This is a genomic window from Chryseobacterium sp. ZHDP1 (assembly GCF_018603435.1).
GTDB lineage: Bacteria > Bacteroidota > Bacteroidia > Flavobacteriales > Weeksellaceae > Chryseobacterium > Chryseobacterium indicum.
The window spans coordinates 851,045-871,252 of record NZ_CP075682.1; the positions used below are offsets into that span (position 1 = coordinate 851,045).

General features: G+C 35.4%; 21 protein-coding genes. 12 read left to right on the forward strand and 9 right to left on the reverse strand.

The genetic code is table 11. The features are described 5' to 3' along the window. Nucleotides 1-46 precede the first annotated feature (46 nt). The 8 genes from KKI44_RS03875 to KKI44_RS03905 all read left to right on the forward strand — a co-directional run bounded on the left by KKI44_RS03875 (nucleotide 47) and on the right by KKI44_RS03905 (nucleotide 6,886). Nucleotides 47-1,258, forward strand: a complete 1,212-nt coding sequence (locus KKI44_RS03875) for an acetyl-CoA carboxylase biotin carboxylase subunit family protein (RefSeq protein WP_214589921.1) — start codon at nucleotides 47-49, stop codon at nucleotides 1,256-1,258. 1 nt (nucleotide 1,259) lies between these two features. Then, nucleotides 1,260-1,388 (forward strand): hypothetical protein, encoded by a 129-nt coding sequence (locus KKI44_RS22775; RefSeq protein WP_262899424.1) that lies wholly within the window; start codon nucleotides 1,260-1,262, stop codon nucleotides 1,386-1,388. Nucleotides 1,389-1,418: 30 nt separating this feature from the next. Next, nucleotides 1,419-2,132 (forward strand): alpha/beta hydrolase-fold protein, encoded by a 714-nt coding sequence (locus KKI44_RS03880; RefSeq protein ID WP_214589922.1) that lies wholly within the window; start codon nucleotides 1,419-1,421, stop codon nucleotides 2,130-2,132. A 45-nt stretch (nucleotides 2,133-2,177) separates the two neighbouring features. Further along, nucleotides 2,178-3,131 carry a RimK family alpha-L-glutamate ligase gene (locus tag KKI44_RS03885; RefSeq protein WP_214589923.1) on the forward strand — a complete coding sequence of 318 codons (954 nt, stop codon included), beginning with the start codon at nucleotides 2,178-2,180 and terminating at the stop codon, nucleotides 3,129-3,131. Between the two features lie 27 nt (nucleotides 3,132-3,158). After that, on the forward strand, nucleotides 3,159-4,277 hold the full coding sequence (locus KKI44_RS03890) for a carboxylate-amine ligase (RefSeq protein WP_076390024.1): 1,119 nt from the start codon (nucleotides 3,159-3,161) through the stop codon (nucleotides 4,275-4,277). 34 nt (nucleotides 4,278-4,311) lie between these two features. Next, nucleotides 4,312-5,148: a type 1 glutamine amidotransferase gene (locus KKI44_RS03895; RefSeq protein WP_214589924.1), complete on the forward strand. Its 837-nt coding sequence runs from the start codon at nucleotides 4,312-4,314 to the stop codon at nucleotides 5,146-5,148. A gap of 81 nt (nucleotides 5,149-5,229) precedes the next feature. Further along, a complete protein-coding gene (locus tag KKI44_RS03900) occupies nucleotides 5,230-6,414 on the forward strand; it encodes a hypothetical protein (RefSeq protein ID WP_214589925.1) in 1,185 nt (394 codons plus the stop codon). A 16-nt stretch (nucleotides 6,415-6,430) separates the two neighbouring features. Continuing rightward, nucleotides 6,431-6,886: a hypothetical protein gene (locus KKI44_RS03905; RefSeq protein WP_214589926.1), complete on the forward strand. Its 456-nt coding sequence runs from the start codon at nucleotides 6,431-6,433 to the stop codon at nucleotides 6,884-6,886. An 84-nt stretch (nucleotides 6,887-6,970) separates the two neighbouring features. On the opposite strand, the gene cphA is transcribed toward KKI44_RS03905, so the two are convergent. From cphA to KKI44_RS03945, 8 genes are all read right to left on the reverse strand, one after another. Further along, nucleotides 6,971-9,598 (reverse strand): cyanophycin synthetase, encoded by a 2,628-nt coding sequence (gene cphA, locus KKI44_RS03910; protein WP_214589927.1) that lies wholly within the window; start codon nucleotides 9,596-9,598, stop codon nucleotides 6,971-6,973. A gap of 509 nt (nucleotides 9,599-10,107) precedes the next feature. Then, entirely contained in the window at nucleotides 10,108-10,419 is a 312-nt protein-coding gene (locus KKI44_RS03915; RefSeq protein ID WP_250902155.1) for a DUF1905 domain-containing protein, read from the reverse strand. 25 nt (nucleotides 10,420-10,444) lie between these two features. After that, nucleotides 10,445-11,635, reverse strand: a complete 1,191-nt coding sequence (locus KKI44_RS03920) for a winged helix-turn-helix domain-containing protein (protein WP_214589928.1) — start codon at nucleotides 11,633-11,635, stop codon at nucleotides 10,445-10,447. Between the two features lie 229 nt (nucleotides 11,636-11,864). Beyond that, a complete protein-coding gene (locus tag KKI44_RS22830; protein ID WP_214589929.1) occupies nucleotides 11,865-12,017 on the reverse strand; it encodes a D-aminoacyl-tRNA deacylase in 153 nt (50 codons plus the stop codon). Between the two features lie 164 nt (nucleotides 12,018-12,181). After that, nucleotides 12,182-13,909 (reverse strand): hypothetical protein, encoded by a 1,728-nt coding sequence (locus tag KKI44_RS03930; RefSeq protein WP_214589930.1) that lies wholly within the window; start codon nucleotides 13,907-13,909, stop codon nucleotides 12,182-12,184. A gap of 118 nt (nucleotides 13,910-14,027) precedes the next feature. Then, complete coding sequence (locus KKI44_RS03935; protein ID WP_214589931.1) at nucleotides 14,028-14,678, reverse strand: hypothetical protein; 651 nt, start codon at nucleotides 14,676-14,678, stop codon at nucleotides 14,028-14,030. Nucleotides 14,679-15,133: 455 nt separating this feature from the next. Next, complete coding sequence (locus KKI44_RS03940; protein ID WP_214589932.1) at nucleotides 15,134-15,994, reverse strand: GLPGLI family protein; 861 nt, start codon at nucleotides 15,992-15,994, stop codon at nucleotides 15,134-15,136. Continuing rightward, the gene (locus KKI44_RS03945; protein ID WP_214589933.1) at nucleotides 15,988-16,170 is read right to left on the reverse strand and encodes a bacteriocin-like protein; all 183 of its coding nucleotides are present in this window, start codon (nucleotides 16,168-16,170) and stop codon (nucleotides 15,988-15,990) included. Before KKI44_RS03945 ends, KKI44_RS03940 begins: the two co-directional genes overlap by 7 nt. Before the next feature lie 300 nt (nucleotides 16,171-16,470). Between KKI44_RS03945 and KKI44_RS03950 the strand changes: the two genes are divergently transcribed. The 4 genes from KKI44_RS03950 to KKI44_RS03965 all read left to right on the forward strand — a co-directional run bounded on the left by KKI44_RS03950 (nucleotide 16,471) and on the right by KKI44_RS03965 (nucleotide 19,306). Beyond that, on the forward strand, nucleotides 16,471-17,358 hold the full coding sequence (locus KKI44_RS03950; RefSeq protein WP_214591096.1) for a cyanophycinase: 888 nt from the start codon (nucleotides 16,471-16,473) through the stop codon (nucleotides 17,356-17,358). Nucleotides 17,359-17,374: 16 nt separating this feature from the next. Beyond that, nucleotides 17,375-18,094, forward strand: a complete 720-nt coding sequence (locus tag KKI44_RS03955) for a YoaK family protein (protein WP_214589934.1) — start codon at nucleotides 17,375-17,377, stop codon at nucleotides 18,092-18,094. 2 nt (nucleotides 18,095-18,096) lie between these two features. Further along, nucleotides 18,097-18,939 carry an isoaspartyl peptidase/L-asparaginase gene (locus tag KKI44_RS03960; protein WP_214589935.1) on the forward strand — a complete coding sequence of 281 codons (843 nt, stop codon included), beginning with the start codon at nucleotides 18,097-18,099 and terminating at the stop codon, nucleotides 18,937-18,939. A gap of 97 nt (nucleotides 18,940-19,036) precedes the next feature. Further along, nucleotides 19,037-19,306 carry a YtxH domain-containing protein gene (locus KKI44_RS03965; protein WP_214589936.1) on the forward strand — a complete coding sequence of 90 codons (270 nt, stop codon included), beginning with the start codon at nucleotides 19,037-19,039 and terminating at the stop codon, nucleotides 19,304-19,306. A gap of 56 nt (nucleotides 19,307-19,362) precedes the next feature. Here the strand turns inward: KKI44_RS03965 and KKI44_RS03970 are convergent, their stop codons facing one another. Beyond that, nucleotides 19,363-20,160, reverse strand: coding sequence for a class I SAM-dependent methyltransferase (locus KKI44_RS03970; protein ID WP_214589937.1), 798 nt, complete (start codon nucleotides 20,158-20,160; stop codon nucleotides 19,363-19,365). Nucleotides 20,161-20,208: the final 48 nt, after the last annotated feature.

Here is a 20,208-nt window from a genome sequence, read left to right on the forward strand (position 1 = left end):
AAACGTTTTTATTTTTGAAAGTTCATCAAAAATTAAAAAACATTGTATGGAGGAGAAAACAATAGTATGTATTTCGTGCTATTACAAGGGTTATGATTTCATGGATGAAATGAAAAAACTCGGTAATAAAATTATTTTAGTAACATCCGAAAATCTTAAAGAAAAAAACTGGCCGTGGCATGCCATTGATGAGGTATTTTATATGCCTGAAGTAAAGCCTTCTGTCTGGAATCTGGATCATCTCGTTCAGGGATTTTCCCATCTCATGCAGACCAGAAAAGTACACGCCGTTATTGCTCTAGACGATTACGATGTGGAAAAGGCTGCGCTTATCCGCGAAACATTCAGAATTCCGGGGATGGGACAGACTACGCACCGCTATTTCAGGGATAAACTTGCCATGCGACAAAAAGCAAAAGATTCCGGAATTAATGTTCCTGAGTTCACGGCAGTTTTTAATAATGATGAGGTTAATCGTTTTATTGATGATGTTCCTGCACCGTGGGTTTTAAAACCACGTTCTGAAGCATCTGCTTCGGGAATTAAAAAACTGTCTTCCAAAGAAGAGCTTTGGGAAGCTTTGAATAATCTTGGGGAAGAGCGTCACTTATTCCTTCTGGAAAGCTTCAAGCCGGGAGATGTTTATCATGTAGACAGCCTTACTTTTAATAAAGAAATTGTTTTCACTTCTGCCTCAAAATATTTGGCGCCGCCGATGCAGGTTTCGCATGAAGGAGGTGTTTTCAGAACAAAAACGCTTGGGAGATATTCTGATGAATTTATGGCTCTTGAAGAGGTCAATTCGAAAGTTTTATCCAATTTCGGACTAATCAACGGAGCGACTCACACAGAATTTATCCGCAGCAAAGACGACGGCAAATATTATTTCCTTGAAACTTCATCAAGAGTGGGAGGAGCACATATTCCGGATCTTGTGGAAGCATCAAGCAGCATCAATATCTGGAGAGAATGGGCGAAAATTGAAGATGCTTTATTAAGAGGAAAAAACTATGAGGTTTCTAAACCTACAGGCTATTATTCGGGACTTATTGTCGCTTTAATTAAAGACAAAGAGCCGGATTACAATCAGTTTGAATGTGAAGAGGCTGTAAAATTCCTGCCTATAGATTATCATGTCGGAATTGTTTACAAATCGAAAGACTCAGTAGTCGTACAGGAAAGATTAGACACGGCAGCAGAAAAAATTCATGCTGAATTACTGAATATTCTTCCGCCGAAAGACAAACCCATGTCATAATTTGAACAGAGAAATTAACATCAAAGAAATTATTGATTTTATAAAATTAAGTTTACACGAAGGTTCTGCTTTAAGAAGTACTTTAGATACAATTAAATCAGGAGAATGGAAAGGTAAACCTTATTATTAATTTAATGATTAAACCCAAATACGAAAAAAAATGCCACAGATAGAGCATACAGATTATTACTCACATATACTAGGAACAAGTCTTAAAGTGGAAGTTACGGGACATTACGGTTATCCGATTATTATGTTTCCGACTTCACAGGGACAATATACCCAAAACCATGATTTTCATCTTAACGGAAGCATCAACTGGTTTATAGAACAGGGAAAAGTAAAACTGTACAACGTTCAGACCATAGACGGATGGAGTTTTTATGACAACAATATTTCTCCTCAGCAAAGGATTAAAAATTATGAAAGATATGTTCAGTTTCTGATTCAGGAATTTGTTCCTTACGTTCAGAAAATTCATAAGACGCATCGCGTTGCGGTAGCAGGAGCAAGTTTCGGAGGATATCATGCGGCTAATTTTGCTTTCCGTTTTCCGGACGTTGTCTCGCATCTGTTCTGTCTGTCAGGAGCATTCAGCATTCGAAATTTTATGGACGGCTATTCCGATGAGCTGGTTTATTTCAACTGTCCGCGCGAATTTGTAAGAAATGATGAAGCATGGAAATACAAACATATGCATATTGTTTTGAGTACTTCCGATCAGGATATCTGCAAAGATAAAAACGTGGAAATGGCAGAAATTTTAGCTTCCAAAGGCATTGATTTCTGGTATGATGAAAGAAAGTGGATCAACCACGACTGGCCGCTCTGGAGAATGGTTTTCCCAACTTTTATCGGAGCATTCTTTTCTTAAAAACTTAAAAATTAATATTAAAATACAACATTAAAAAATACATTTATGGCAAAAAAAGTAGGAATTCTATTCGGTATGGAAGATACGTTTCCTTGGGCGTTTATTGATAAAGTCAACGAATTGGGAGGCGGAGAAATCATCGCAGAACCTGTACATATCGATAAACTTGAACAGGGCGCAGATTACGGATATGCTGTAATTATCGACAGAATTTCGCAGGATGTGCCTTTTTACAGAGCGTACCTGAAAAATGCAGCATTGAACGGAACCTATGTCATCAACAATCCTTTCTGGTGGAGCGCAGACGAAAAGTTTTTTAATAACGCTTTGATGACAAAACTGGGAATTCCGCTTCCGAAAACAGTTTTGCTTCCGTCTCACGAAAGACCGACAAACACTTCAGAAACCTCTTTCAGAAATTTGAAATTCCCTCACGACTGGGATTATATCTTTGATTATGTAGGTTTTCCTGCGTACATGAAACCGCATGACGGAGGCGGATGGAGAAATGTATACCGCGTGGAAAATCCGGAGGATCTTTGGTCGAAATTAAGCGAAACTGAGCAGTTGGTTATGATGGTTCAGGAAGAAATTATCTTTGACGATTATTACAGAGTCTACTGTTTAGGTAAAAAATATGTTCATATCATGCCTTATGAGCCGAGAAATCCTCATCATCTGAGATATGCAACTACACATCAGACGCAGGGTGAAGAACTGGAAAAATTATTAAAAACAATTCACGACTACACCATTAAGATGAATGAAGCGCTTGGCTATGATTTCAACACAGTAGAATTTGCAGTAAGAGACGGAATTCCTTATGCAATCGACTTCTGTAATCCTGCTCCGGATGCAGACAAAAATTCTGTAGGAGAAGAAAATTTTGCATGGATCGTAGAACACGCAGCAAAATTAGCGATCGAAAAGGCAAAAGAATATGTTCCGGGAAAACCAAACATCTCATGGGGAAATTTCGTAAAAGATTCTGTAAAATAAGAATATCAACAAAAAGCACGAAAAAAAATGCATCAATTTACTATTGGAATCGAAGAAGAATATCAGATTATTGATGTTGAGAGCCGGGATCTGGTCTCTCATGTTTCGAAAATTATTGAAGGCGGAAAAGCTGTTTTAAGTGAAAATTTAAAGCATGAAATGCATGAATCCATGATTGAAATGGAGACAGGCATCTGCCAGAATATTCAGGAGGCAAAAGCCGAATTAACGAATTTAAGAAGACATCTTATAAAAACCGCCCACGAACAGGGACTGAGAGTTTCCGGCGGCGGAACGCATCCTTTTTCTAACTGGGAACACAACACCATTACAAATGGAGAGCGTTATATTAAGATTGTGGACGATATGGGAGATGTGGCAAGAGGAAATTTAATTTTCGGGCTTCACGTCCATATCGGAATTCCGAACCGTGAAGAAGGCGTGAGAATCCAGAACGTGATGAGGTATTTCCTTCCGCACGTTTATGCACTATCAACAAATTCTCCTTTCTGGATCGGAAGAAACACAGGATTTAAGTCTTACCGACAGGAAATTTTTGTTAAATTCCCAAGAACCGGAATTCCAAGCTTTTTTAATTCTTTAGCTGAATTTGACAGTTATGTAGATCTTTTGGTAAAGACAGGAACCATTGATAACGCTAAAAAAATATGGTGGGATCTCAGAGTTCATCCGTTCTACCCTACCATCGAATTCAGAATCTGCGATATGCCGATGAGAATTGATGAAACCGTTTGTCTCGCTGCCATTATGCAGGCTTTGGTTGCAAAAATCTACAAACTTCATCAGCAGAATTTAAGTTTCAGAAGTTACAGAAGATTGCTGTTAAATGAAAACAAATGGCGTGCTTCGAAGAGCGGAATTGAAGCTCATTTAATTGATTTTGGAAAAGAAGAATCTGTTCCATATCCTGATTTATTAAAGGAACTTCTTGAATTTATTGATGATGTGGTGGACGAATTGGGATGCAGAAAAGAGGTTGAATATGCATGGACCATTCTTGAAAACGGAACCGGAGCAGACCGACAGCTTAAAGTATTCAATGAAACAGGTGACCTTACGAAAGTTGTTGATTATATGATCTCAGAAACAGAGTATGGCATAACACACGGTGAAACTGCTTCATAATTTTTTGGTAACTTTGTAAAAAATATGAAGTCGTATGAATGATATTCGAATTGCTTTGCTGGACATGAACAACAATCATGTTAATCAGGGTTTTAAAAATATTAAAGAAATTTCCGAAGCATTTAAAAAGAGCTGTATTCAGGAAAACGTAAGCATTGAAACATTTGATGTGAGATTTAAAAATGAAATGCCCAATGTTGAGGATTTCGATATTTTTATTTCTTCGGGAGGTCCGGGAGATCCGCACAGAGAAGGTCTTGAATGGGAGGATAAATTTGCTCAGTTTCTGGATAATGTTTTCGAACATAACCAGTACAGCGACGACAAAAAGTATCTGTTTCTGATCTGTCATTCTTTTCAGCTGGCAAGTATTCACTGGAAACTTGGAAATATCTGCAAGAGAAAATCGTATTCTTTCGGCGTAATGCCGGTTCATAAAACCGAAGAAGGAGAACAGGAATTTTTATTCAAAAATCTTCCGGATCCTTTCTATGCAGTAGATTCCAGAGCGTATCAGTTTATCGAACCGGATCATGACCGTTTTGAGGAACTGGGTATGAAAATCGTTGCCATTGAAAAATTCCGCCCGCACATTAACCTTGAAAGAGCGGTAATGGCGATTCGTTTTTCGGAGGAAATATTCGGAACACAGTTTCATCCGGAAGCCAATCCTGCAGGGATGATTGAAAATCTGAAAGACGAAAAGAACAAGCAGGCGATGATCGAAAATTTCGGAATGGAAAAGTATCTTGAAACGGTAGACAGAATGGATGATGAAGATAAGATTATCCTTACTCAGGCACAGATTCTTCCGAGATTTTTGCAGTTTGCAAAAAAAAACGTTTTGAAGCAGGCAGAAGCAATGGCTTAAATTTGTAATACACGAAATTTCAATACAAAAAATCGGGCAAAAAACTGTCCGATTTTTTAAATCACAAAAAGAAAAAGAATTATGATTCCAAAATACAGAAAGCAATTTAATCAGGAATTTTCTCAGGAAAAATACAATCAGTTTAAAGAGATATTGAAACAGAAAAGTGGTCTGGAAGCCGGATTCAGAATTTCCGAAAGTCCTTTGTTTTTAACAAAAGAATTTGAATCTAAACTCATTGATGCCAGCGAAAGCATCATCACACAGATTAAAAATCTTCCTGAGGAAACTTTGCAAAAAGCGATTCCTGATAACTGCAGGGTTCCCAACGACACAAAACAGCCTCACTTTTTCACGATAGATTTCGGGATCTGCAAGAGCGAAAACGGCGAGATTGAACCTCAGCTGATCGAGCTGCAGGCTTTTCCTTCACTGTATGCATTTCAGAAAGTTTTTGAACAGACATTCTGTGATGTTTATCCTTTTCTTTCGGAGCTGCAAAATAAAACACCTCATGAAGATTTTAAAAATTATATAAAGGATTTAATTCTGGGTAACGAAAATCCTGAACATGTAATTCTCCTTGAAATTTACCCTGAAAAACAGAAAACCGCTATCGATTTTGTTTTAACTGAAAAATTACTGGGAATAAAAACGGTCTGTTTAACCAAAATAAAAAAAGACGGAAGAAAATTATTCTATGAAAACGATGGAAAATTAACAGAAATCAGAAGGATTTACAATCGTGTTATTTTCGACGAATTAGACCGGATTCCGGATCTGAAAACCGAATTCGATTTCCGTGAAGATGTTGATGTAACTTGGGTTACGCATCCGAACTGGTTTTTTAAAATTTCTAAATTCCTCCTTCCACTTTTACAGCATCAGTTTGTTCCGAAAAGCTACTTCCTTCATGAATTTCCGGAAAGCGAAAGCCTTGAAAATTTCGTTTTAAAACCTTTATTTTCTTTTGCTGGAAGTGGAGTGAATTTAAATCCGACAAAGGAAATTACAGATGCCATTGAGGATAAAGAAAACTATATTTTGCAGAGAAAGGTAAACTATGAGCCGATTTTTGAAGATATCAACGGAGAGTTTTCAAAAGCAGAGATCAGATTACTGTATATCTGGCGCGAAAATGACGAACGTCCTATTCTACTGGAAAATCTGGGCAGAATGACAAAAGCAGCCATGGTAAATGTAGATTTCAATAAGAAAGATGCGATCTGGATCGGAAGTTCAAATGCCTTTTTTGCGGAGGAATAGATTATACGAATAAACAATGGAAGAAAAGTCAGCTTTTGAAGAGTTTGAAACACAGGGTGATGTACGAAGAAGAAGTTTATTGCCGCTCTGGATCAAAATATTTTTATGGTTCTTTTTGATTGGAGGTTTTTTTGCGGTCATCTTTTTAATGATTGCACCTTTTTTAAGTAATATAAGTCTGTCGCTTTATGGCATCAATGCCAATCATCCTTACACTTTACCCGGAATAATTGTAGCATTACTGTTTATATTCAAAGGAATTGTTGCCTACGGACTTTGGTTTGAACAGAAATGGGCGCCACAAACTGCTATTATTGATGCTTTTTTGGGTATTGCAATTTGTATCATCATGATGTTTGTTATTCCTTTTACGGTTCCAAATATAAGTTTTACCATAAGATTAGAATTAATCCCTTTGTATTTTTATCTGGTTAAAATGCAGAAAATAAAATCTATCTGGGAAAATATGTAATAAAAAAGCTTCAAAATTCGAAGCTTTTTTATTGAGTATCGGCGGCATCTTCGATGCCGCCGATACTTTTAAATCATAGTATGATTATATTTTATCATCTTCAAGCAATTCTCTCGCCTGATATTCCTGAACCAGATCAATCGCATTCGAAATCACATCGCTTAAAGCGGTAATGAAGGTTCCTTCTTCTGCCATTCCCATGGCGTGTTTCAGAGCTTCAATTTCTTTAGGTATAATCTCATAGCTTACATCTCTTCCGGAAGATTGCATTCCTTCGATAATCAATCCGTTGATTTCCTCTTCCGTTCTTCCGCGAAGATGCTTTTCATTTCGGATGATAATATGATCGAACATTCTTCCTGCAATTTTCCCACATTCTCTGATGTCATTATCACGTCTGTCTCCTACCCCGGAAATAATTCCGATTTTCTTCGTTGCTTCTACATTTTTAAGATAATCTTCAATTGCCTCATACCCTGCAGGATTATGCGCAAAATCGATCAGTACTTTAAAGCTTTTGAATTTAAATACGTTCAATCTTCCCGGAGTAAGCTGCGCACTTGGTATAAATGTTCTTAAAGAATTCGAAATATCTTCGATCCCGAAACCGTAGAGATAGGAAGCCAGACTTGCTGCGAGAACGTTTTCGATCATGAATTTAGCCTTTCCTTCCATCGTGATCGGGAAATCTTTTGCCTTTCCGATTCTGATCTTCCAGTCTCCTTTTTTAATGGTAACAAACCCTTCTTCATACACACAGGTAATTTTACCTTCTTTAGCGAATTTTTTGATGTGCGGATTGTTTTCATCCATACTGAAAATGGCAACATTAGAATGGAGATCATTAACAATTCTCATGGAATATTCGTCATCGGCATTCATTACGCTCCATCCGTTTTTCTTCACGCTGTCCAGAACAACCCTTTTTACTCTGGTAAGATCTTTCAGGTTGTGGATATCGTTCATTCCCAAATGATCTTCTTTGATGTTGGTTAAAACACCGATGTCACACTGAGAAAATCCTAAACCGGAGCGTAAGATTCCGCCTCTTGCAGTTTCCAAAACGGCAAATTCTACCGTTGGATCTTTCAGAATAAATTCAGCAGAAAGAGGTCCTGTTGTATCTCCTTTCGTCAACATCGTATTTTGAATATAAATTCCGTCCGATGTCGTGAAACCTACTCTGTAACCATTGCTTTTCACAATATGGGAAATAAGTCTTGTAGTGGTTGTTTTTCCATTCGTTCCCGTTACCGCAATAATTGGGATGGTAAAAGGTTTTCCCTGCGGATAGAGCATATCTACAACGGGAGCAGCAACATTTCTCGGCAATCCTTCACTTGGAGCCAAGTGCATTCTGAATCCCGGAGCTGCATTCACTTCAATAATAGCACCGCCGCTTTCTTTTAAAGGCTGGGTTAAATTTTCTGCCATGATATCAATTCCGCAGACATCAAGACCGATGATTTTTGAAATCCTTTCCGCCATGGTAATGTTTTCCGGATGTACCATATCGGTAACATCAATAGAAGTTCCTCCTGTAGAAAGATTGGCGGTTGATTTCAGATAAACCACTTCCCCTTTCTGCGGAACGCTTTCCAGAGTATACTGAAGTTTATCAAGAAGCTCTGTGGTATCTTTATCAATTAAGATTTCGGTTAAAACATTTTCGTGTCCGTAGCCTCTTCTCGGATCTTTATTTTCTTTATCAATTAACTGCTGAAGATTCAGTTCTCCGTCTCCTACAACATGAGCCGGAACTCTTCTTGCAGCGGCTACCATTTTATTGTTGATGACCAAAACTCTGAAATCGTATCCGGTGATGTATTTTTCAACAATAACTTTTCTTGAGTATTTCTGAGCGTGTTCAAGACCTGTTTTTGCAGATTCCCAGTCGTTCACATTAATCGAAGAACCTTTTCCGTGGTTTCCGTCCAATGGTTTAATCACAACAGGATAACCAATTTTTCTTATCACACTTCCTAATCCTTCCTCATCTACGATAAGATCTCCGATAGGAACAGGAATTGCCGCATCGTGGAGCATTTTTTTTGTTAACTCTTTATTACAGGCAATATCTACCGCAATTGAGCTTGTATTTCCTGTAATCGTTGCCTGAAATCTCTGCTGATTTACGCCATAGCCAAGCTGAACCAAAGAGTTGGTTCCCAGACGGATCCAAGGAATTCTTCGGGAAACCGCTTCTTCCACGATACTTCCCGTAGAAGGACCAAGACGCACTCTTTCCCTGATTTCTTTTAGCTTTTTTATACAGGCATTCAGATCATATTCTTCACCAGTTATTAAAGCTTCAGCAATTTTTACAGATTCTTCTGCAGCATAAATTCCTGCATTTTCTTCAATATAGTTGAATACGACATTATACACTCCCGGAGTTTTTGTTTCACGAGTTCTTCCGAAACCGACGTCCATTCCCGCTAAAGTCTGGATTTCCAACGCGATATGCTCAATAACGTGTCCCATCCATGTTCCCGTTTCGATACGGTGAAAAAAACCGCCTTCTACTCCTTCGGAACATCTGTGAGAGAACAAAGAGGGAATCAGTTTTTCTATTCTTTCTCTGAAGCCGTCAATTTTATTGGTTGGGAAATTCTCCATTTCTTCGAGGTCCAATCTCATCTGTATCAGTTTCTTTCTTCTGATGCTCCAAATGTTTGGTCCCCGTAACGCCTGTATCTTCTCAATTTTCATAGTCTATTTGCATTTTTTTTGTTAACAATAACTCCATTTAAAATCAAAGATAATGTAAAACCCGAAACGAAACTATACCACAGTTAAACATTTATTAAAAAATGAATAAAAAATATTAAAATTTTAAAAATCTCAGGAATAGAGAACAATATATTGAAACTTATTTGAATGTCTGCCGTCATTAAAGATTGTTTAATAAGGATTAGTAACAACCGTTTTATGTTAGCTGTTTACATCTAAACTTTTTTACCGCAAAAGATTGTAACACTTTAGTTGTTTAAGTTTAATCCTTAAATGAAAAGAAAGAGCAGATAAGTTTAAAAAAAATCAAAGATTTTTTCTCTTTGCAGACTTGTGAAATACTTTACATACATCCAATAAAGTCTTTTGTACCTCTTTCGCGGTTAAATTCAAAATGAGTTTAAACTTTCTTTAAAAAATTAAACAAAGATATTCTAAAAACCTTTAATAGCTGAACCAATTTGCCACAGAAACAAACGATTCTCTTTTTAAATCCATAGAATCGTTTGTATGTCTTTACCGGTTTCAAGCTTTTCTTTTTTTCGTATCTCTGCCTTTAATGGCAGTAAGTACGTTTCATGTTTGGAGTCAAACCAGATAGCTGTCTCCCATTCGCTCTCTCCAATTCGTGCTTTTGCCTTTAACCGCCCCCATCCTTCTTCTTCCGATTTTAAATTTTTTCTGATTTCTTCTGCCAGCTTATTCGGAAGCGAAACAAAATACCAACCGCCCTTTCCGGAGGACTGCCACATTTTTGTAGTAAATTCATACTTTAGTCTTCCTCTTTTTTTCAGATTCATAGCTGTTTTATAGTCAATGATTTAATCAGAATAATGGTCTTATTTTATTTGTGAATTTTGATGGACTAACTTTTGTCAGTTTAATGATATTACAACCATTAAAAGAGGCAAAAGATTTCATCCTCTCTACAAACGATTCTTTCCATAATTCGCTGTCAATACTTGTATTTTCAATGTGTAAATGGATGATTTCAAATTCTTTTTCTTTTCTGTGCGCCTTACAATCCACCCGTCCTATAAAGGTGTCGCCAAATAATACAGGTAAACAGAAATAACCGTATTGCCTTTTCTCTTTTGGTGTGTAACATTCAATCTTATAATCAAAATTAAAAAACTGTTTTATTCTGTCCCGATGAATAATTGAATTGTCAAATGGCGATAAAATACGAATGTCTGAACTGGTTTTGTTTAACGAATTTTCAAGTGAACTTTTATTCACAAAAACAGAAGGCATATTTTCAATATTTACTTGTTTTATGGTTCCTTCCTGAAGCATTGATTTTAAGACGATGTCAACATTTTTTCGTATTAATTCTCCTGTTTTAAGATGGGTAATTTGCTTTACTGTCGTAAATCCATAGGCTTTCAAATAGGTTTTTACTAAATATTCAGCGAATTCGAGTTCAGTTGGTAAAGCTGTATCAATTGTGTTTGGTAAAACATTTTCAGTAAGGTCATACGTTTTTTGCATTCCCTTTCTGCCTGTAATCATTAAGTCACCTTGCAAAAAAAGTCTTTCAAGAGCTATTTTTGTAGGTTTCCAGCTCCACCAGCTTCCCGCTTTTTTGGTTTTATTTTCAAAATCCCTTGCTCTTTTGGGACCTTCTCCACGAATGGTATCTAAAACATACTTCATCACTTTTGGGTCTACATTGTAATAATGCGTTTTGCTTTGTTTCACCCCTATCATTTGAGGCAATGCAAACCGAAAATCCTTTATGGACAGATAAGACGCAGCATGAAACCAATATTCAAATATTTTATGTTCTTCAACCAATTCATCTAAATATTCTGCTTTATAATCAGGTATTCTCGTCCAAAGTGTATGATGATGAGCTCTTTCAACAACTGATAAAGTGTCAATTTGTAGATATCCAAGATGTTCTAATGCCTGAAGAACTGCATTTTTACCTTTTCCAAAAGGATATGGTTTTGTTAATCCCTGACTTTCTAATGTCAAAAAACGAAGCTGTGATAAAGTCAATTCTTCCGTCATAATTGTTATTACGAAAAATTCAATAGAATTACTAAAGTTGAACCTTACAATAATGTTTGGTAAAAGCACTTCTGCCCCCATTTTGACAAACCATTGTTATCTGCTTTCATTTACTATTCGTTTTCAATTATTAAACTGATCAATCATAAAGACTAATAACAGTCATATATTTACAGAATTGTCCTATTTTAATATTTGTTATACCAAGTTTGTCGATATGCTAAATAAATCATAGACATTTTGCAATATCAGATTTTCCTGCTTTTGTAAAATCATATTTTACTTTTTTTATATCAGCGTATAATGTAAAGTTGCTTATAATTAATATGTCTCCATTAGTTTCAAATAATGATTTCTCTAAATGTCCATTTTCACCATTCAATATTCTTAGGCTGCTTATTTTTGATGAAATTTGTTCAATTATTTACTGTGTCTGATTTACTAAATCTAATTAAACAACTATTACTTTTTTTATTTTTGAATAAATTTGATTATAAATTAATAGTGACAAATTTAAAAACTCTTTGTATTACTGATCTCATATTTTTAAGAAATTATTTTATTATAAATCAAAATTGTGCTTTCTACAAATCCCGTAGCAAATTCAAACGCATTTTCATTCCAATCTGATTCGTCAAGTAAGTGAAAATGTAAATGAGATGGCAAATATGTGTCTTTTGAATCTTCTTGAATTTTTCTAAACCAAATTTTCCATAAATCATTAATTTGACCATTTATGGCATATTTTAAGTCTTTTTCAAAATTATTTTTAAGTTTTTCAGAAAATTTATTAAGTTGTGCATTTATTGTCGGCTTATTATTTGATTTTAACAAATTATTAATTACTTCAATTCCTAATTGTTCGGTTGCAAGAATAACAAACCAAATTAGATCGGAAAATATTTTATTTCTTTGTAAAACAGGAGTCATTTTTATTATTTCTTGAACTAATTTACTTTCTTGCACTCTGTCAATTAATATAATTTCATCATAAAGATGTTCGTGGTTTTTTTCGTCTTTACTTCCAAAATCTAATGAAAGTGGTGTGTAAGGAAGCACTCTGTATTTGCCAATTTGATATTGAGGCGAATAAATTGATGAAATTCTTTCTTCATTAAAGAATTGGTTTAAACTTTTTTCATCAGATAACAAATCTTTTGTTGTGTGACCCTCTCCCCAAGTTTTAAAATATTTATCTAAATCATTAAAAGGTTTATCAAACTTTGACTCTGAAATTGGAGCTATTTTTAGTACTTTGCCTTTGTACTTGTCTTGCGCAAAATATTGTGCGAAAAAATAACTAAAAGTGTTTTCGTCAAAAATATTAAACTGTTTTGCTATTGTTCTTAAGATTTGTAAATGGTCATTAAGTTGTTTTTCTATTGCACCCAATACACTTGGAAATTGAGAGAGTACTCTAATATGTTCTGGTAATAAGTCTAATAGTTCTTTATCCAAAAATGTTATATTATTTAATGGCTTTGATATAATGGAAACTAAATTATGGTCTAATCTTTTGCCAATTGCTTTTTCTCCCCAAAGAGTTTTAGAAAGTTCAAGATAGTATTTACTTATTTTTGCTAATTTTTCACTGTTGATGAAATCTTTTCTTTCAAAATGAACGATTTGTCTTAAATCAACTTCAAAGCCAAATTTTGAATAAAGTTTTCCTTTCCTATCTCTACATTTATCTAACCCTTCATTAATTTGTGTTTCATTTAAAGTTTTAAATTGTCGAATAGTTTTATTAGAACTCATCCACTCACTATCAGCCAACATTACTCTTATTGGCTTTTTAAGAATTTTACTAACTCTATAAGCTCTACCAAACTCACATAGAAGAGCAATAGAGTCATCAACTGGACTTAAACCACCACATAAAAGTATTGTCTCTGCTTTTTTAATTTGTTCGGAAGTTTTTATATTGTAAAATTCTACTTGTTCGTCTTCTTTTCTAATCAGCTCTAATAAATTTAAAGAATCCGTACTAAAATTTGAAGATAATTCTAAATAAGGTTTGTCAGTTGGTTTTCCAATAGACATATAAATCAACTTAGCAATTAATCTTTCAGGTATTGCAATAAACAACAATTCATCAACTCCTTTTGGATCATCGTGTGATTTTTGACAAGCATCAATTAATCTATCCTGAAAAGTAGCATTCTCCTTATTTGAATAAATTGCTAAAAAGTCAGGTGCTTTATCTGATGAGTTTTTTACTCTTGAAGAAGTTCTATCTGATGATAATTTAGATAATGTATATAATGAAACCATTTTTTAATTTACAAATTTTTATAGGGTCATTTAAAAAATAACAATTAACATTTGCATCAGCACATTGCGCCAATACAAACTAAAAACACCTAAGAAGTTATCTTCCCCTCCCCGCTCTTTACCTTATCCACATGCAGCGCAGCTTGGCGAGCATTCTTTTGATGATATATTCATCGGCTTTTTGCTGTCCTTCGAAGATTAATTTGCCATCTTCGCAGATCTCAGAAATATATTTGTATAAGCCGTCGTACAGCTCTTTTTGAGTGCCGATGATTCCTGCTACCTTTTTCATTAACTGCGTCTGCTCATCGGCTTTTGCGGCAATAGCCAATTGAAAATCCTGCAAATCCTGAGGTATCGTACTTTTCATTCCCTTATCCTGTAAAACCGTAAGATGGGCATCGACCAATGAAATAAGGTCTGTAAGCTTACTGCCGACTCCTTCGAAATTACGCTTCTTAATATCCGTCAGAATCTGTGTGGTGAGGTTAGTGGGAATCCCTGCTCTTTCAATGCGTATCCGTAGACTTTTAAGAGGTTTCTTCAGGTCTTCTCCTAAAAGATAAAGTGCCTGCGTTGCCTGTTTCTGCTGTACCAAAGCCGTATTACTGGCTTCTTTCTGCTCTACTTCTGTAATTTTCGACTGAAAAGCATCTTTATATGCCTGTGTATAATTATGATCTTCCTCTGCAAAAAGCAAAAGATCCCTGCTGAAACTAGCCATAAGATCTTTGGCCAGTGGAAGATATTCTTCCTGTTTAATATACATGGTTACTTGTTTTTAATTTAATACTAATATAATAATTTTTATTATCAATTCAATATATAGTTAAACATTTTTTTAAAAAATTATATTTTTAAAAATTTTTTTAACACCTTTATAAATAATTTAAAACCAATCATTAACAGTCTATACATAAGATAAAATCTATTACTCATCATAAGCAAATAAAAAATATTTATTGGTGAAATTTTGTCCTTCTTGGGATTAAAAAACCTTTGGTTCGCAGGATAATGAATATTGCATACCGTACAAAACGACTGCGCACCAATATTAACAGCTTTTTTCGCCCGGCAAAATGCTGTTTTCTGTAGGACGAATTTCTTTTATCTGTTGGCTGAAATCAATTTTCATAAGAGTCAATTACTTTTTACACCAGAGAAATTCCTGTTTTCTGTAGAGAAAATACCTTTTAACCCTAAGGTGAAACTTTAATCCGCTTATTATTCCAGTTCAATGGGGTTATATGGAAGAGGTGCAGATTTTACAGCGATCTGGCTTCCATCCTCATTGTAAGCCTTCCCATGGAAAAAACCGGGATTATCACAGTACGTTTGAAGGGCTTTTCTAAACTGCTCTCGGGTTACATGAAGAATTCTTTTTTCGGTTCTTAAATAGATTTTATCTGCTTTTTTATCCATTCCAACTGCAGTAAAATGAAAATTCTCTTTACTATCCTCTATTTCTAAAATCAAGCCGGGAAGATTCTGAAAAATATAGGGTCCGTTATTAATAGGAATTTCTTTACAATACCATGCTGTATACTTTCTTCCCCGATACTTTGCCGTGGCTTTGTTACATACATAGCCTAGAATCTCCCTTGTCTCATTTTCAAGTTTCCAGTCAGGAGACGGCTGTTCTTCTTCATATTGGTACATGATATTTGCTTTATCCTGCACTGTAATTTTATTTTCCGGAAAATTTTTTATTAAAACACTTTTCCATTTTTCTGCTAAATTAAGAGACTGATTTAATTCTTTAGCTCCTATTTTCTCCAAATGACTGTATTTCTCCATTAAAGAATCTTTACGCAATACATTAAAATCTGAAAATTTAGAATATTTCTTTCCTATCTGCAGAACGCAGGTTGTTTCCAGATTTTTCTTTTTGGTATCTTTAACAAATTCTGTTTTATAGTAAACATTCTGATAACTGCTGTCAATAACCATTGCTTCATAAGAATCAGGTTTCATAGAAAAATTTCCGCTCACAGAAATCTGAGCATAGGAGAAAAAACTTAAGAATAAGAACAATAACCGTAATAAATTACGGCTATCATAATTCTTTTCATTTGTAATTAGCATTTTGCATCATTAAAATATTCTACAGCTTCTTGTAATTCTGCCCAATTCTTATAATTGTCTGTACATAAAGAATAGGTAGCTCCGCAAAAAGCAGTAATACCAACCCATTGGCTGCAAGCCTTTCCACCTATTACTGTTTTAAGGTCATCTCGAGATAATTTTTTTAGTTTTTTCATTATTTTCATGTGTATGTTCACTGCTAATTTAACAATATAAATCACATTAAAAAGAAAAATTTTATTATGTTAAATTATTTTGAGATAGATACTTATACACATTTAAAAATACTATCATACAAAACAATCACCTTAACTTTTCTGGAGTTTACAACAGATTAAAAACACAATTAATACCAAAGAAATAAAGAAACAATCACTTCTCATACCTGCTTTTTAAATTTTATTTTCACTTATTGATTATCAATCCCTCTTAATCCTTTCTCAAATGTTAATTATTTTTTAAATTTGCACCCTATGATGAAACCTGTTGGAAAATTAATTGTTATCGGAGGTGCTGTAAACAAAGGAAGTTTTGCAGAAACCGATTTTGATCAAAACGTAGAAAAAAACCTGAATTTCTTTGAGAGAGGAATTCTTCGAAAGATTATCAATGAATCGAAGTTAAAAGAGAATTCCGTGATTGAGATTATCACAACTGCCTCTCAGATTCCGCAAATTGTAGGTTCCGAATATAAAAAAGCCTTCGAATTTCTAGGCGCTAAAAATGTAAACATCCTTGACATTCATAACCGTGAGGAAGCAAATTCTGATGCGATTGTTGCCAGAGCCAATGCAGCAGATGTAGTGATGTTTACGGGTGGAGATCAATTGAGACTGACTTCAATTCTTGGCGGAACAAGGTTTCACGATACCATTTTACTGAAATATCAGGAACAGGATTTCATCTACTCAGGAACTTCTGCCGGAGCCGCGGCAGCATCGGAGAATATGATTTATCAGGGAAGCAGTTCCGAAGCTTTGCTGAAAGGAGAAATTAAAACCACTCAGGGTTTAGGACTGATTGATAACGTGATTATCGATACGCACTTCGTACAGAGAGGAAGAATCGGAAGACTTTTTCAGGCGGTGGTAAACAATCCGAGAACTCTGGGAATCGGCCTGGGAGAAGATACCGGATTGTTCATCCATAATGATGTGATGACGGCGGTAGGTTCCGGACTGGTGATTCTGGTCGACGGAAGGTTTATCAAGGACACCAATCTTACCAACATTAATCTTGGAGAGCCTATTTCTATTGATAATTTAACGGTTCATGTAATGTCGATGAACGATCATTATGATCTTACGACAAAAACGCTGACGATAGAGAATTCTCAGTTTAATCCGATCCCGCAAGACCGTTAAATACGATCTGTAGAGTATGTTCAGACATAAAGGCAGAACTAGGACATATTATCATAATCTGCATATAGCATGTTTATTGTCTTTTGTTGCCGGAATTGTAAATGTTGCCGGTTACCTTTCTGTACAGACTCTTACAACCAATATAACAGGTCATTTTGCTTATTTTATTGATGAGATATTCAGTCTTAGATTCTGGAAGGGAACAGTTTACTTTCTGTACATACTTTTTTTCTTTTTCGGATCTTTTGTCTCGAATTTTATAACAGAATTTGCATCAAGAAAAAACAGTAAATATCTGTATATAATCCCCACTCTTATTGAATGCTGCCTTTTACTGGCAGCCGGGATCTGGGGGAATTACTTTATAGTATACAACTCTGTTCTTCTGTCTTTTATTCTGCTGTTTGCCATGGGTTTACAAAATTCAATGGTAACCACTATTTCCAATGCAACAGTAAGAACAACCCATTTAACAGGATTATTTACAGATCTGGGTATTGAACTTTCACAGCTTTTCTTTTATAAAAAAGCGGATGATAAAAGAAAGAAACTTTTGTCTTCAATAAAACTCAGGATTTCCATCATCAGTTTTTTCTTTCTGGGAGGTATTACCGGAGGAACACTTTATGGATCATTGAGTTTAAAAATATTAATTTTAGCTGCCCTAACATTGATTTCAGGAATATTGTATGATTTTATCAAAATTGGGTATATTGTCTACAGAAAACAACATTAAAAATGAAAATAATCATCCACGGCGGATTTTTCTCGGAAAGCGACCAAAGCCACGAAGTGAAAACAGCCAAACAAAATTCATTAAAAAATATTGCTCAGAAAGCATTTGAATATTTAAAATCCAACTCAGCATTTGATACCGTTGCCTACGCTGTTTCTTTACTGGAAGATGATGATCTGTACAATGCAGGAATCGGTTCGCAGATCCAGAGTGACGGCGTGATCAGGATGAGTGCAGCCATTATGGATGGAGAAACGCAGAAACTAAGCGGTGTTATCAATATTCAGGAGGTGAAGAATCCCGTTTTTGTGGCGAAAGAGCTGATGAAGGAAGACGACAGGGTTTTGGGAGGAAGCGGCGCTAAAAATTACGCAACAGAGCATGGTTTCGAGAATTTTTCAACTGAAATTCCGCAAAGAAGAAAAGAATATGAAGCAAAACTGGAAAATGGCGGAAAAGGAACGGTAGGCTGCGTCGCGATTGATAAGGACGGAAAATTAGCCGTTGCCACTTCTACCGGAGGAAAAGGTTTTGAAATCCCGGGAAGAATATCAGACTCAGCAACTGTTGCCGGAAATTATGCGAATTCTTTCTGCGCGGTAAGCTGTACCGGAGTAGGTGAAGATATTGTAAGCAATGCCACTGCAACGAAAATCGTAACCAGAGTTACCGATGGTATGACGATAGAAGAAGCGTTTACAAAAACTTTCGACGAGTTAAAAATCATTGATGGCTTTGCGGGTGCTATTGCCATTGATAAAAATGGAAATATATACCATCAGGACTCTTATCCCACTATGGTTTTCGCAAGTTTTGACGGAGAAAATTTTGAAGTCTTCAATTAAATTTAACATTATTTTATAAGTCTGTTTATTTTTTTGGCACACATTTTACATGATTACTAACATCAAACTTTAATATTAACTTAAAAAAATAGAAATCATGGGAAATAAGACAAAAGGCTTATTAGCGTTATTAGGATTAGGAGCAATTGCATACTGGAAATACAAAAATTCTTCTGAAGAAGATAAGCAGATGGTGAAAGATAAGATCAACACCGCAAAAGACAACCTAAACAAATGGGGAAATGATCTTAAAGATAAAGCCAATAATGTTGCTTCGCAGGTAAAAGACAAAGCAAACGACGTAGCTTCTCAGGCTCAGGATAAAGCGGAAGATCTTAAAAATAAAGCTCAGGAAGCGGTAAGCTAGACCATAAATAGTTTATTTTAACATTCATATATACAGGAAAGTCATCGTAGTTTTTATTACGATGACTTTTTTTGTGCTTCAATCGCGAAAACCAAAGGAATTTTATTTCCGAACTGAGGGATTCTCCATTTTCCTTTTTCAAATTCTTCAACATGCCTGAAACATGGATACGGCGACCAGTCGAATTCCTGAAATCTTTTAATGTGAAGATCCTGTTCAATTAAATTCTGAAGAACTTCCGCCAGAGAATGGTTCCACATCACATAATCCTGAACGATGTCCGCAGACTGATCTGCATACGTTCCTTCATAGGTTTCCACAATCGGCTTTTCGTTGAAATAATTGTATTGTATGCCTTTAAAATCATCATCATACATCCAGACTACAGGGTGAAATTCTGCCATGATGAATTTTCCTTCCGGTTTCAGAAAGTGGTTAATCACTTTTGCCCATTCTCCCAAATCGGGAAGCCAGCCGATTGTTCCGTAGCTTGTAAAAACAATATCGAATTTCTGATCGAGAACATCGGGAAGACTGTACAGATCTGTACAGAGAAATTCTGTATCGGTTCCTGCTTTCTGAGCCAGATCTTTTGCTGCTGCAATGGCTTTATCCGACAGATCAATTCCTGTAACTTTTGCTCCCATTCTCGACAGCGAAACAGAATCCTGTCCGAAATGACACTGGAGATGAAGAATGGTTTTTCCTTCAATATTTCCTAAAAGTTCCAATTCGATGGAATTCAGGGAGGTTCTTCCTTTCAGAAACTCGTCTACAAAATAAAAATCTGATTTGAGATGCGGTTCTACTTTCGCATTCCACGAATTTTTGTTTATTTCAAGATAATTTTCCATTGGTTTTAATTTTTAGATAAAAGTTTAAACAAGTCTTCTTAAAAAGAT